Origin of the sequence: Paludibaculum fermentans, from assembly GCF_015277775.1 — a bacterium.
GTDB classification, from domain to species: Bacteria; Acidobacteriota; Terriglobia; order Bryobacterales; family Bryobacteraceae; genus Paludibaculum; species Paludibaculum fermentans.
Genome location: NZ_CP063849.1, coordinates 1,103,656 through 1,116,713 on the forward strand (window position 1 = coordinate 1,103,656; position 13,058 = coordinate 1,116,713).

Annotated in this window: 11 protein-coding genes; 4 read left to right on the forward strand and 7 right to left on the reverse strand. The window is 64.2% G+C overall.

Features of this window, described 5'->3' with window-relative positions; all coding sequences use genetic code 11:
* Positions 1-18 precede the first annotated feature (18 nt).
* Both IRI77_RS04385 and IRI77_RS04390 read left to right on the forward strand, forming a co-directional pair.
* On the forward strand, positions 19-510 hold the full coding sequence (locus tag IRI77_RS04385; protein WP_194450867.1) for a hypothetical protein: 492 nt from the start codon (positions 19-21) through the stop codon (positions 508-510).
* A 195-nt stretch (positions 511-705) separates the two neighbouring features.
* Complete coding sequence (locus tag IRI77_RS04390) at positions 706-1,914, forward strand: hypothetical protein (RefSeq protein ID WP_194450868.1); 1,209 nt, start codon at positions 706-708, stop codon at positions 1,912-1,914.
* Positions 1,915-1,930: 16 nt separating this feature from the next.
* On the opposite strand, the gene IRI77_RS38295 is transcribed toward IRI77_RS04390, so the two are convergent.
* Positions 1,931-2,062, reverse strand: a complete 132-nt coding sequence (locus IRI77_RS38295; RefSeq protein ID WP_267239370.1) for a hypothetical protein — start codon at positions 2,060-2,062, stop codon at positions 1,931-1,933.
* Positions 2,063-3,169, reverse strand: coding sequence for a mandelate racemase/muconate lactonizing enzyme family protein (locus IRI77_RS04395; protein WP_194450869.1), 1,107 nt, complete (start codon positions 3,167-3,169; stop codon positions 2,063-2,065).
* Between the two features lie 34 nt (positions 3,170-3,203).
* Between IRI77_RS04395 and IRI77_RS04400 the strand changes: the two genes are divergently transcribed.
* On the forward strand, positions 3,204-4,544 hold the full coding sequence (locus IRI77_RS04400; protein ID WP_228486595.1) for an MFS transporter: 1,341 nt from the start codon (positions 3,204-3,206) through the stop codon (positions 4,542-4,544).
* On the opposite strand, the gene IRI77_RS04405 is transcribed toward IRI77_RS04400, so the two are convergent.
* The 4 genes from IRI77_RS04405 to IRI77_RS04420 all read right to left on the reverse strand — a co-directional run bounded on the left by IRI77_RS04405 (position 4,519) and on the right by IRI77_RS04420 (position 10,435).
* A complete protein-coding gene (locus IRI77_RS04405; RefSeq protein ID WP_194450870.1) occupies positions 4,519-6,555 on the reverse strand; it encodes a thioesterase domain-containing protein in 2,037 nt (678 codons plus the stop codon). The two genes, IRI77_RS04400 and IRI77_RS04405, sit on opposite strands and share 26 nt — an antisense overlap.
* A complete protein-coding gene (locus IRI77_RS04410) occupies positions 6,552-7,778 on the reverse strand; it encodes a glycosyltransferase family 4 protein (protein WP_194450871.1) in 1,227 nt (408 codons plus the stop codon). Before IRI77_RS04410 ends, IRI77_RS04405 begins: the two co-directional genes overlap by 4 nt.
* Complete coding sequence (locus IRI77_RS04415) at positions 7,778-9,970, reverse strand: HAD-IIIC family phosphatase (protein ID WP_194450872.1); 2,193 nt, start codon at positions 9,968-9,970, stop codon at positions 7,778-7,780. The genes IRI77_RS04410 and IRI77_RS04415 overlap by 1 nt, the downstream gene beginning before the upstream one ends.
* 111 nt (positions 9,971-10,081) lie before the next feature.
* The gene (locus IRI77_RS04420; protein WP_194450873.1) at positions 10,082-10,435 is read right to left on the reverse strand and encodes a TfoX/Sxy family protein; all 354 of its coding nucleotides are present in this window, start codon (positions 10,433-10,435) and stop codon (positions 10,082-10,084) included.
* A 28-nt stretch (positions 10,436-10,463) separates the two neighbouring features.
* On the opposite strand from IRI77_RS04420, the gene IRI77_RS04425 reads away from it, so the two are divergent.
* A complete protein-coding gene (locus IRI77_RS04425; protein ID WP_228486596.1) occupies positions 10,464-11,552 on the forward strand; it encodes a Gfo/Idh/MocA family protein in 1,089 nt (362 codons plus the stop codon).
* Positions 11,553-11,554: 2 nt separating this feature from the next.
* Here the strand turns inward: IRI77_RS04425 and IRI77_RS04430 are convergent, their stop codons facing one another.
* Positions 11,555-13,033 (reverse strand): ThuA domain-containing protein, encoded by a 1,479-nt coding sequence (locus IRI77_RS04430; RefSeq protein ID WP_194450875.1) that lies wholly within the window; start codon positions 13,031-13,033, stop codon positions 11,555-11,557.
* Positions 13,034-13,058 lie beyond the last annotated feature (25 nt).

A 13,058-nucleotide genomic window follows, 5' to 3' on the forward strand; every position in this document is an offset into this window, starting at 1 on the left:
AGACAGGAGAAGCGGAGCATGAGACTCCTCAAAACAACCCTTTTCACACTGTTGCTGGCCTGCACCGCGAGCGCGGGGGTGGGCATTAGCATAAACATCGGATCAGCGCCGTACTATGGCTACGCGCCGCCGGATGTGGCGTATGTGCAGCGGTACGTGCCGGAGTACGACATGCCGCGCGTGTTTGTGATTGCGCGCTACGCGCATGTGCATCCCACGGTGGTGGTGGACATGTACCGTCGCGGCTATGGGTGGGACGGCATCTGCTCGCGTTATCGCGTGCCGGTGGCTGCGTTCGACTCGTATTACGGCCCGCGTGGCCGGTATTACGCGCCGCCGCCTCCGCCGCCGCGATACTACGGCGGGTATTCGTATGCGCCGCGAGGGAACGGGTTTTATGATGGCCGGGGTTATGACCGGAACTACAATCGCGGGTACGACCGGCGGTATGAGAAGCACTGGGACAAGCATTATGATCGCGGCCGTGGTCATGACAGGGGCCGCTGGTAAGGGTTTGACGATCCGCTTCTGAGATTTGAGTTAGGAAGAAGGCGCAGGGCGATTGGGATTGCCCTGCGCCTTTTGTGTCTCTGCCCGAAGCCAGCGTGCCGGCCCGCTCGCCGTCATCCTTTGCACTTGAGGATCGGCTAGGCTGTATTTGAGCGAAATGGAGACCGTGTGGCTGGAAGTTGTGCCCGAATTGCGTTGGCGGTTCTGACAATATCCGTATGCCTGGAGTTGCCTGCTTGGCCGCAGCGCGACCTGCGTCAGATCCAGGATGAGTATGCGGCGGCGGATGCTGAACTGCACAAGCACCTGCAGTTCGATCAGTGGCTGGATGGTGAACCCGGCACGCCGGCTCTATTGGCGCGGGATTGGACGCTCGCCCGCGAATGGGTCACCGCCTGGATGGATGCTCACCCCGCCGATGGCATGAGTGGTGCGAAGACGGCGTTCGAGATCATCGCTCCATCCGAGCCGGCCCAGATCCTCGTATTGACTGAAAACTCCGTGCTTGTGACAGTGCCCGGGGTCATTGGCAATGTGTTCCTTGTCAGCAGGGAGAATGGCCGGCACCGCGTGGCTTGGAGCATCGATCAAGCCGGAGACCAACCCGCTAAATTTGCCCGAGCACTGGAAAAATGGCGAGCAGGGCCGGCCGGGACGTTCGACGGTGCGAAGCGCGCGAGTGTCGAGGGACCCACCGGTCCGCTTGTGCCGATGCTTGGATTATTGCCTGAGGATCGGCAGGGCAGGGCGCGTTTCTATATCGATGCAGCCTACGCACAGGCCGCGGGCGGCAGCGGTACGAAGCAGATCAGCGTGTGGGTTTGGGATGGACAGGCAGCGCGTCCGCTGATCATTCACGATTATCGAGTGACTTGGTTCCAATCCAAATTCACGCGGCTGGAAGGCGACCTCCTCAAGGTCCACGAGAAGAGGCAATTTCGAATGTTCTATGTGTGCGCCGGCTGCGAAGAACGTCAAATCGAATGGGTGGTGCGCGTGACTCCAGATGGCTTGGAAGACCTGGGGGAGACAAGTTCAACTCCTCAGATGGATGCTGTGGATGAGCTGTTCTACCGGCTCACGCGGGGCGAATCGGCCGCCGCCGTGGCCACTCCAGCGGCCATCGCGGCGGCAACTTCCATTCTGCAGGAGGCGCGGGACTCTAATCCCGGAGAAGATCTCCGCGAGGCCCATTCCCTTGGGATGATCATATCCCAGTCCGGCGAGTGGTCTGGCGCGAGAGGCGTGATTTGTCTGGGCGCATCCGGTATCGGGTTGAATGCTTTCGGCCTGAAGCATGAGGGGGACGGATGGATCGTGGCATCAATCGCGAAGGGTGAGGAGGCGTGCCCGGCCGGACCGGCGCCGAAGCCCTACCACCTGCCGTCTCAGCTCCTCAAGTGACCGGGACGATACTGGGTCACCCCCACCACGGCTCACCCTCCACCAGATTCGCCTTCAGATACTCCTGATTCAGATCCAGCCCGAGCCCAGCGCCCATCGGCACCTTTAACTTGCTCTGCCGCACCTCCGGCGGATTCGAGGCCGCCATCTACTCCACGTGCCTGGTTGGCCGGCCCAGCGCGCTTTCACTGCGGTAGAAGTTCTGGATCGACGCTCCGAAGTGTGCGTTGGCGATGGTCAGGATCAGCGAACCCACGTTGTGGAGCGCTACCGGTGTGCGCGTCAACGCCGCATAATCGGCGATCTTTTTCGTTCCGGTCAGGCCGCCTGCGAAGGCGAGATCTGGGTGCACGATGTCGGCGACCTGTGTGTCGAGGAACGGCTTGAAGCCGCGGACCAGTTCCAGCTTTTCACCCGTCAGGATGGGGACGCGTGTGGAGCGCTTCAACGCGGCCCAACCCTCGTGGAACGTGACGTTCAGCGGATCCTCCAGGAAGAGCGGATTCATTGACTCAACGGCCTTCGCCACACCAATCGCGCTGGGCGTGTCCATCTCGTTGTGGCAGTGCACGGCAATGTCGATATCGTCGCCCACCGCTTCGCGGGTGTTCGTGTAGGCCGTGTGAACCTTGCGCAGGTCTTCGGGCATCAGCGTGTTGGCGTAGCGCGCCGCGGGCACGCCGAGCACCGGGTCGATGCCGTTCTTGAAGGCGTTGAAGCCCTCGGGCATGGCCTTGATGCGCGCCGCCCATTCGCGGCACGAGCCTTTGTCGAGCATGTTGAAGCCCAGGCCGTGCGAGTACATCGGGATGGCGTCTCGAAACGGTCCGCCCATCAGCACGCAGACCGGCTTGTTCAGGATCTTGCCGGCCAGGTCCCATAACGCCATGTCGATGCCGGAGATCACGCCGATCTGCGCCATGTAGGTGTGCATCAGCGAGGTCATCTGATGGAAGTGGACCTCGATCGCCAGCGGATCCTTGCCGATGAGGAGATCGCGCATGGTTTCGATGCGCGCCCGCGCCATGGGGCCCGAGGCTCCGGCTTCGCCATAGCCCACGAGGCCTGAGTCTGTCTCGATTTTGATGAGGCAGTTGTTGGCGATGTTTTTGATGGCCATCGCCTTGACGGCCGTGATCTTCACTTTACCGGCCTCGGGGGCGGCCAGCGCCTGGAAGCCTGGAAACACGGTGGCGGCCGGCAGCGCGGCCAGGGCGCGCAGCAACGTCCGGCGGCTGAGTTGGGCTGTGATCATGCGGGTCTCTCCGGGATCGAGAGTATCGCATCCGATGGCCCGTTGCACCGCTCCGCCCGCCGCGCCCGCTATCCTGGAACGAGTGAGTGGATTCGTCGACATTCTCAGAACCAACCGCAATTACCGCAATTGCTGGCTGGGTCAGATCGTCAGCGAGATCGGCGACCATTTCAACTCCATCGCCGTTCTCAGCCTGGCGCTGCACCTGACGGGCAGCGGAGCCACCGTGGGCGCGGTGATGATTGCCCGCGTGCTGCCGTCGATCCTCGCCGGACCCATTGCCGGCCTGGTGCTGGACCGCATGGACCGGCGCAAGATCATGGTCGCCTCGGACCTGCTGCGCTGCGTGGTCGCCCTGCTGCACATCCTGCTGCTGACTTACCGGGAAACCTGGCTGCTCTACGTGTTGAGCGGCCTGCTGATGTTCGCGTCGCCCTTCTTCAACAGCGGACGCTCGGCGATTCTGCCGCGTATTGCCAGCCGTGAGGAATTGCACAGTGCGAACGCGCTGACGCAGACTACGTCGTGGCTGACGCTCTCCATCGGCACCATGCTCGGCGGCATCTCCACCGGGGCTCTGGGCTATCGCTGGGCCTTCGTGGCCAATGCGCTGAGCTTCCTGTGCAGCGCCATCGCGATCTGGAGCCTGAAGTCTCCGGAGGGCCATTTCCGGCCTTTGCGCGACGTGAGCGCGGCGAAGCGGCAGTCAAACTACCAGGAGTTCCGCGAAGGCCTGCGATACATGTCCACGCGGCCCCTGATCCTGGGCATCGCGCTGTTGGGCGTAGGTTGGGCGACCGGCGGCGGCGCGGCGCAGGTGCTGTTTACGCTGTTCGGCGAGGTGGTCTTCAAAGCGGGTCCCAAGGGCATCGGGCTCATCTGGAGCTTTGCCGGTATCGGGCTGGTGGCGGGCGGCATGCTGGGGCATCGCCTGGGACCGAAGTACACGTTCGAGCGCTACAAACATGCCGTGACGATCGCGTTTTTTCTGCACGGCCTGTGCTACGTGATCTTCAGCGTGATGCCCGAGATCTGGGGCGCCATGATCTTCATCGCGTTCTCGCGGGTGGCGATGGGTTTCAACTCGGTGCTGAACCGCACGATCCTGCTGCTGCACATTCCGGACGGGCTGCGCGGGCGGGTGTTCACGACGGTGGAGACGATGGCCAATGCGGTGATGATGTTGTCGATGGGCGCGGCGGGTGTTGCGTCGACCCACTTCTCGCCGCGCGAGATCGGCGTGGTGGCGGGCGGCCTGAGTGCGTCGACGGCGCTGTTCTGGGCCTGGGCTAACGCCGCGGGCAAGCTGACCGAACCCGAGCAGGACTGGCAGGAACCGAAGCGCGAGTTCAGCGAACCTGTGACGCCAGCGTAAGATCCGCCTTCAACGTGGAGAGCAGCGCCGCCTGGGCGGCTTCCAGGAAGAAGTGTCCGCCTTTGAATTCGGAGTGGCGGAAGGTCTGTGTTGTTTGGAGGCCCCAGGCGGCCAGGTGCTCCGCCGTGACGTTGGGGTCGGCTTCCCCGCCGTAGGCGAAGAGCGGCAGGTCGAGCGGGCCCTGGGCTTCGTAGGCGTAGTGGCGGTAGAGGCGCGCGTCCGAGAGCAGCGCGGGTAGCGCCAGTTTCAGCAGTTCGGGATTGTTCAGGACGCTGGGCGGGAAGCCTTCCAGGCGGCGCAGTTCTTCGATGAAGTCGCGCATCGAGGGCTCCGGCGGAGGGACGTGGTTCAGGCGGTACTGCGGCGCTCTGGCTCCGGAGACGTGCAGGGACACGGGTAGGGGCAAGCCCTCACGGCGGAGTGCGCGGGTCAGTTCAAAGCTGATGCCGGCGCCCATGCTGTGACCGAAGAACGAGAACGGGGCGTCGAGAAATGGACGGACCTCCTTGAGGAGCGCTTCGACCAGGGGGCCCATGCGTTCGAAGGGTGGCTCCGCCGCGCGCGTTTCACGGCCCGGCAGGCGGACCGGCACGACGCAGGCGAGTGCGCTGAGTTTGTCGCGCCAGGCGCGGTAGGGCAGGGCTCCGCCGCCGGCCCAGGGGAAGCAGAACAGCTTCATGCGGCCGGCGGGGACTTCCTCAATGCCCGGCAGCCACGGATTGCTGTCAGGCTTGGCGGCCGTGTTGTGCTGCCGCAGGCGCAGGGCCAGCAGTTTCTTCTTTTCTTCGCTCAGCGCGGGCCGCAGGGTGGGGGCCGGGGGCTGCTTTTTGGGCTTACGCAGCAGGCTTTCCAGCACACCTTCGAACGGCAGCACATTGAGATTCGCGGCGTACTCCAGCGCTGCTTTGCGGGAGGCGGCGGCGAGTTCTTCCCAGTGGGGCTGGTCGGTGGTCAGGCGCTCCATCACCTTATACCAGGGCGCTACGTCCTGCGGCGGGACCTCGGCCACCGGCACCATGCTGGCGTCGACGGAAGGCTTGTACTTCACGATGGGGTTGACGCGGATGAGGTACGGGACACCGAGTTTGGCTTCGTGGAGGCCGCCGACGTCGCTGGCGACCACGGGGATGCCGCGCGACATGGCTTCCAGGACGATTCGGGAGCGGGCCTCGGCCCAGACCGACGGCACCAGCATCACCTTGGTCTGCCGCAGCAGGCCGTCGATGTTGTCCATCTGGTTGAGCAGGGTAATGTTGGGCCGCTGACGCATGGCCGCGAGTTCGTCGATCTGCGTGCCCCAGGTGGGGATGGCGGCGAACTGGACGTGCGGCATGCGATCAGCCAGTTCCACGAAGATGGAGATGCCCTTCACCGCGCAGGGGTTCACCATGGCGACATAGGGGTTCTCGAACCGGCCCAGCAGGGGGAAGTCGCGGGTGTCCTCCAGCAGGGAGATGGGCACGTGGATGGCGTCGATGCCGCTCCATTCCCTGACATAGCCGGCCACGTAGTGGCTGACGCCCACGGTGGCGTCGGCGCGTTTCAGTACTTCGGTCTTGGAAGCCGAGACCATGGAGCTGTCGGGTCCGAAGGGGACGGCGATGGTGGCGCGCACCAGGTAGACGACGCGGGCGTTGGGCGCCTTCACGGCAATGTCGAACAGTAACTGGCCGGGGTCGTCGGTGGAGGTGATGATGATGTCGGGCTGGAACTCGTCGATCTGCGCCTGGAAGAAGCCGCGCAGGTGTGGGCTCAATGACAGGACGCGGACCACCACGCCGCCCAGTTCATAGCGGATCCCGGTGCCGTCCGAGCCGTCCGGGTCCACTCCACGGGACCGGAGCGCCTCGAGCATGGCGTCGTGGCCTTCCTGGCCAAATTGCTCAACGCGGGTGGCTACGCGGACCGAATGGCCGCGTTCCACCAGCGCCTCCATCAACAACCGGTTCGATTTGTCGCCGCCGCCGAGGGAAGGGAAGTAAGTGGAGTTGTGAGCCAGCAGAACCTTCACGACTGCTCCTTCTTCTGCTTGAGCCGCGCGAGTAGCAGGGCTCGTTTGGCTGGATCCAACGCCTTCAACTTCTCCTCCGTCGATGGGACTCGTTTGTGTTCGCCGATGGGTTGCTGCGCGGGTGGCAGGCTGCGCAGGTGCCGCTCAAAGTCGGCCACGTCCAGAGTGGAGACGAAACGCAGGGCGGCGTCGCGGGATTGCCGGGCTTCGCGCCAGTAGGCGGACTGGTTCGTCAGCAGCGTGTGCAGCGCGGCGGCCCAGGGTTCCAGGTCCTGCGGCGGGACGATCGCCTTGGGCATCAGGGTGTCGTCGAACGTGCGTTCGTAGCGCTCCACCGGACGGACGGGCACGACATAGCCGGTGCCGGCCTTGGCTTCCATCAGGCCGCCGGAGTTGCTGGCGATCACGGGCAGGCCGCGCAGCATGGCTTCCATGGCGATGAGGCCGAAGCCTTCGTACCAGACGGAAGGCATCAGCAGCAGGCGGGCCTGTTCCAGCACCTCCTCGATGTCCGGAACATTCTTGAGCAGGCGTGTATTGGGCAGGCGTTCGAGGGCGGCGCGGTCGGCGGCGGTGGTGCCCCAGCCGTTCAGGGCTGCGAATTCGATATCGGGATAGCGGGTAGCGAGGTCGAGGAAGATGCTGACGCCCTTCACCGCGCAGGGGTTGATCATCAGCACGAAGCCGGAGCCGAAGCGTCCGAACTGCCGGTAGGGCGGCTTCCCGTAGAGCGGCGGGTGGATGACCACTGCGTCGCGGCCCAGGTGTTCCTTGATGTAGCCCGCCATGTGGTGGCCGATGGCGACCACGCTGGCGGCGTTGCGGGCCATCCCGGTGCCCGCCGTGTCGCGGTTCCAGCTCTCGGGTCCAAATGGGTAGAACTGGGGCGTGTGGGCCAGGTAGACGATGCGGCCCGGGGCGACTGTTCCGGCCTCGCGCAGCAGCACGTGGCTGACGTCTTCACTGGATACCAGGACCCAATCCGGCTGGAAGGCCTGGATGTGGGTGGCCAGGACAGAGACCCGGAAGGAGAGATCCTTCACTCCGTGGACTGTGATGCCGTCGACCACGGTGGTGCGATCGGCCGCGCCATCCACCGTCGGGGAGACCACCACGCACTCATGGCCCTTGGACGCGAGGTGCCGCAGCCAGGCCAGGTTCGAGCGCGTCGACCCGCCGCGCGGTGGATCGTACGACGCGTTCGAGGTCAACAGAATCCGCATTAGTACTGCCCGTTCTCGCCTGCCTGCTCTTCCTGTTGCAGCAGGGCCTGCACTTCCTCGTCCGACAGTCCCTCGATCTCAGCCAGCAGGGCGTGGTACTCGTCGGCGTCCATGGCGCCCAGTTGATGGGCTTCGATGGTGCGCGCCAACTCGCCCAGCGTCAGCGTGCCCGAGTAGACATCGTCTACTGACAGCTCGACTCCGAACTCTTCCTTCACCCGCATCAGCAGGAGCACGGCCAGCAGGGAGTGTCCGCCGAGGTCGAAGAAGTTGCTGTGAACCGACGTAGCCGGGCGTTCGAGCAGTTCCGTCCAGATGGCGGCGAGACGGCGCTCGACATCACTGGCCGGGGCATCAGGCGCGGTGGAATGCGCCAGCGCGGCCTGTGCCTGGCGGCGCACTTCGTTCACGACCTGGGCCGGAGTGCGCAGATCGTGGGCGATGCGCGCGAATTCGACAAAGCGCCGGACCGCCGGGGCCTTGGCTTTGGACTTGGGCTTCGGGGCCGCCGCATCCGCGTCCAGGCGGCTCGGTTTCCAGCGCAACGCCTGCAACTCCGTGGCGGGGAAGCGATAAAGGATCTCGTCGCCCGCGGTTTCCACTGTGCCGAAGCCGACACTGTCCAGAAACTGGCGCGCCGGCATGTTCTTGGACGTGGGACGGAAGGCGACGCTCACTGAGTAGATGCCGTTGTCGAGGGCCTCTTCGGCCAGCGCGGAGAGCATGCGATGCTCGACACCGCGGCCCAGCGCGCGGCAGCTCAACAGGAACGTGTCGACGCGCATTTCGGCCTCGCGCCGTTCCACGATGAGGACGCCCACCAGGCCGTATTCGCCGAAGCGGTCGGACACTTCGCCGGTGAAGCAGCGGTAGCGGCCATCGGCCAGCAGCGCCTGGATCTCCTGCTCGTTGCGGCGGATAGTGGTGCAGTTGAACTGATTGGTGCGCTGGGTGAGCTGCGCGACGCGGCCCAGCCGTTCGGGGGCCAGAGCCTGGAAATCCACGCGCAGGTTGAGTCCGGCGATGAACTCCTCCAGGCTGGTGGCGCGTTTGATCTCGCGGCCGAACTCCAGGGTCTGGGCGTAAAGCGTGCTGCGCTGGCGGTCTTCCTCGGTGATCACCGGGTGGTCGAAGGCCCAGATGTGATGCAGGAACTCCGGCAGCTCCTCAATGTCTTCGGGCAGGACGAGCGGCAGCGCCTCGGGCGCGCCGTCGGCGACTTCTGCGCATTCCTTGGGATTGTCGTCGAGGAAGATGAACGTATCCAGGCCTACACTCAGCTCCTCGGCCAGAGAGGCCAGGTTGCCCGCTTTCGACTCCCAGTTCAGGCGCCAGGCCGTGAAGTGACGCAGTTGGAGGGGGAATTCGGGGTGGGCGGCGAAGGTGTCGAAGACGTCCTGCTCGTTGTTCTTGCTGGCCATCACCAGCAGCATGCCGGCCTCGCGCTGCTCCAGCAGGAACTGGTGCAGCATCCTGCGCGGACCGTCCAGGGTGACCCCAGCCGGGCCGTCTTCGCCGCAGATGCCGCGCCACAGCGTGTTGTCGCAATCCACCGCGATCACTTTGTAGGGCGGCATGAACATGGCCTGCGCACGGCGCACCAGGGCGGTGCCCAGGGCGGCAAAGTACTGCTCCGTATAAGGAATGCGGCCCAGGCGCTGGCCTTCGGCGTCGTGGCGGTTCTCCACCGGGTAAGTCCGGTCGATCTCCGTATAGTCGATGCACTGGATGCCTGGCGTTTCGCCGAGTGTATGGGCGATGACGCGGCGGGCGCGCTCCAGGCTGGCGGCGCAGGCCGGGTCGGCCGCAAACTCCGGCGAGGGCGGGCACAGGCAGAAAAGGATCGGCGCAGGCAGGTGGGCCGGGGCGGACCGCAGAGCTCCGGTCAACTCCTGGACGATCTCTTCCAGGCGTTGCAGGGTTTCGGTGCCGTAGCTCTCGAAATGGCCCAGATCTTCATAGCGGCATAACACCAGGTTCACGCCGTGGTCGTTCTGTGCGAACTCGGATGTAGGATCAAGCACCGTCTGCAGGATCTGGTCGTAGGGCGCGAAGCGCAGATCCAATTCGCGATTCAGGACCCGGCCCCAGAATGCCAGCACGGGCCGGATGGGTTCGGCCGTAAAGTTGGCGCTGACAGCTGCGCGAAAGGCCGGGTGATGCGGCTGGTGACTGTTGTTGGATTCGTTCACTGGTTTGTTATTCGCTCGCGGTAAGACGCCGCGTTCAAGGTCCGGTGGGCAGAATTTCGAGGCTCTGGTTCCCATAGCCATTGTATCGTCCCGGCTATCTTCTGACGCGGCTCAGGCACGCTTGCGTTTCCCTTTCCTGGCCTTCGCCCGCCGGGCGGCCTCGACAGCCAGGCGCCCCCACCGTTCCATCTCTTCTTCATTGTCGAAAAACGCAGGCGGCGGTGGGTAGTACTGCATCACCTCCGGCTTGTCGGGGAAGGGTTGAAAGGGCTTCAGGCCGAGCTCGGTGAACTGCGTCCGGGAGAGATCATCCGCCTTCAGATACAACGTGTTGCCGGCCACCAGGGCGAAGGTGAGTCCATCGCAATAGAGACAGTGGCCGCCGAGCATGGCCCGCGCCGAGATCTCTCCCAACGGGGAAAGCCACTCGTGCAGGAACTCCAGATATTGATTGCTCGCACCCATGGGGTTCCTTCCAGGATATGATGCTGCGGTGACCATTTTTAGGACCCTCGCTCTCGCTACCCTCGCCGCCACGGTTTTTGCCCAGGATGCAGCCCCTCCCCTTCGCCTCGCCATCGCCGGACTGGTCCACGGCCACGTCGATGGATTCCTGCGCAACGCCCGCGGCAAACGCGTCCAGATCGTCGGACTCTACGACCCCGACACCAAACTTCACGCCAAATACGCGGAAAAGTACCACCTCGAAGCCAATCTGTTCTTCACTGACCTCAACGTGATGCTCGACAAGACGAAGCCGGAGGCGGTGGCGTCGTTCACCTCCACCTACGATCACCCGGTGGTGGTCCAGGCCGCGGCTGCCCGAAAGATTCACGTGATGATGGAAAAACCGCTGGCCGTGAGCACGGATCACGCCCGCGCCATCCAGAAGGCCGCCGCCTCGTCAGGCATCCACGTGATCGTCAATTATGAGACCACGTGGTATCGCAGCCATGGCGCGATCTACGATCTGGTGAAGAAGCAGAAGGCGATCGGCGACATCCGCAAGATGGTGGCGATGGACGGACACCAGGGTCCGAAGGAGATCGGGACCGGGCCGGAGTTCTTCGGCTGGCTGACGGATCCGGTGAAGAACGGCGCCGGCGCCCTGTTCGATTTCGGCTGCTATGGTGCCAACCTGATGACCTGGCTGATGGACGGCCAGCGGCCCATCGCCGTCACCGCCATGACACAGCGCATCAAGCCCGCCATCTATCCGAATGTGGATGACGAAGCCAATGTGCTAGTGGAGTATCCCAAGGCCATCGGCATCATCGAAGGCTCCTGGAACTGGCCCTACAGCCGCAAGGACCTCGAGGTTTATACGGAGAAGGGCACCGCAATCGCCGTGGGCGGCAACATCCTGCGGACGCGGCAGCCAGGCCATAACGACGAACGGACAGAAACGCCCGCGGCCCTGCCGGCCGACGAGAGCGATTCGATCTCCTACCTCACGGCGGTGGTGCGCGGCACCCTCAAGCCCTCCGGACTCTCGTCCCTCGAGAACAACATGGTGGTGACCGAGATCCTGGAGGCCGCCCGCGAATCAGCCAAGACGGGGCGCCGCGTCACCTTGAAGTAGCGCTATTCCAAGGGCCGGTACCAAAGGTTCCGGAACTTCATCGTGGTATCCGGAGCCCCTGGGAAGCCCGAATGATCCTGCAGCATCAGCGGAGCGGCGTCGCACATGCCGGGCCGGAAGCGCAGCTCGCTCCGCTCCTGCACCAGGACGCCGTTCAGGTGCACCGTGACGAAGCCCGGCTCCAGTTGCTGCTTCCGCTCGTTGCACTTCGGCAGGCGCAGGACGATGTCGTAACTCGACCACTCGCCCGGCTTGCGTGACGCATTCACCAGCGGCGGATACTGGTCGTAGACCGCCCCCACCACGCCCGTCGCGTACGTCGGATTCTGATACCCGTCCAACACCTGCAATTCCGTCAGCGATTGCAGATAGACGCCGCTGTTGCCCTTGAGCTGGCCCTTCTGGTCGGGCATCGACGGGATCTGGAACTCCAGGTGGAGCTGCGCACTGCCGATCTTCGCCGCCGTATAGGCATCGCCCGCGCCCGTCTTGCAGTGCATCTCGCCCTTCACTGCCTTGCAGCCCGAGGGGGTTCCGTCCTTCTTCACCCAGCCCGTCATGTCCTTGCCGTTGAACAGGACTACCGCATCCGACGCAGGCGCCGAGCCGACGCCCGGTGTCACTACCCGCGGCTGAGTCTCTTCCACTTTGGGCCCGCCCACCAGCTTGGGAGGAATGGACGTAGTCACTGCGCCAGTGGCCGCCCACTCGGCTCCACGGACAAAGGTCGTGATGAACGTGGGCGTCTTCACGGCCGGACCGTCATGCCCCAGCGCCGTGCCGAACACTCGACCTTTGCCGTATTCCAGCGTCCACAACATCGGCTGATTCAGGCCATCGCCCGGTTTCGGCTGCTTGTCGTTCGCGTTGTAAAGTTTGTGGTCGTCCCAGGCCGTGGCGAGTACGTGATAGGTGCCCGTCGGCTGCCAACGCAGGTTGGCATAGAGTTCGTCATTCGGCTGCCGCAGTTTCTTGGTCAGCCCCATCGTGATGGGATGATTCGCGTCAGTGATGTCGACCGTGAAGTCATGTGCCGCGGAGTGGTGGCCGTTGTTGGGACGCCAGTTGCCGCCCGACATCTTCTCGTACTCCGTCCAGCCGTCGAACGCGGCGGTGGAGAAGTGGTACATCACCAGACCCTTGCCCTCGCGCACGTAGTTCAGCAGGGCGTTCTGGGCGCGGTCGCCCCACCACAGGTCCTTGTTGCGGCCGTCGTAGAAGTTCAGGACCACCAGGTCATAGCCGGCCAGCGTCTCGTCGCCGGCGCCTTTGAACTCCTCGGTCACCCGCACATCGAAACGGCCCGTCTCCGTCAATGCCTTGGCCAGCAGGGGCGACACCGTCTTCCAATCGTGACCGCCCACCGCGCCGCCCGTAATCAGCAGCGTCTTAATCTTTGGCGGTCCCGCCGGAGCCTGCGCCAGCACCGCCTGCGCCAGCACCGCCTGCGCCAGAATACAAAGGAGAGCAAACCATCTCATAATCCGGATACCTCGGTCACATTCT

Coding starts and splice junctions, on each gene's coding strand:
- IRI77_RS04385 (WP_194450867.1), top strand. CDS start 19: ATGAGACTCCTCAAAACAACCCTTTTCACACTGTTGCTGGCCTGCACC.
- IRI77_RS38295 (WP_267239370.1), bottom strand. CDS start 2,062: ATGGCGGCCTCGAATCCGCCGGAGGTGCGGCAGAGCAAGTTAAAGGTG.
- IRI77_RS04395 (WP_194450869.1), bottom strand. CDS start 3,169: ATGATCACAGCCCAACTCAGCCGCCGGACGTTGCTGCGCGCCCTGGCC.
- IRI77_RS04400 (WP_228486595.1), top strand. CDS start 3,204: ATGGCCCGTTGCACCGCTCCGCCCGCCGCGCCCGCTATCCTGGAACGA.
- IRI77_RS04410 (WP_194450871.1), bottom strand. CDS start 7,778: ATGCGGATTCTGTTGACCTCGAACGCGTCGTACGATCCACCGCGCGGC.
- IRI77_RS04420 (WP_194450873.1), bottom strand. CDS start 10,435: ATGGGTGCGAGCAATCAATATCTGGAGTTCCTGCACGAGTGGCTTTCC.
- IRI77_RS04430 (WP_194450875.1), bottom strand. CDS start 13,033: ATGAGATGGTTTGCTCTCCTTTGTATTCTGGCGCAGGCGGTGCTGGCG.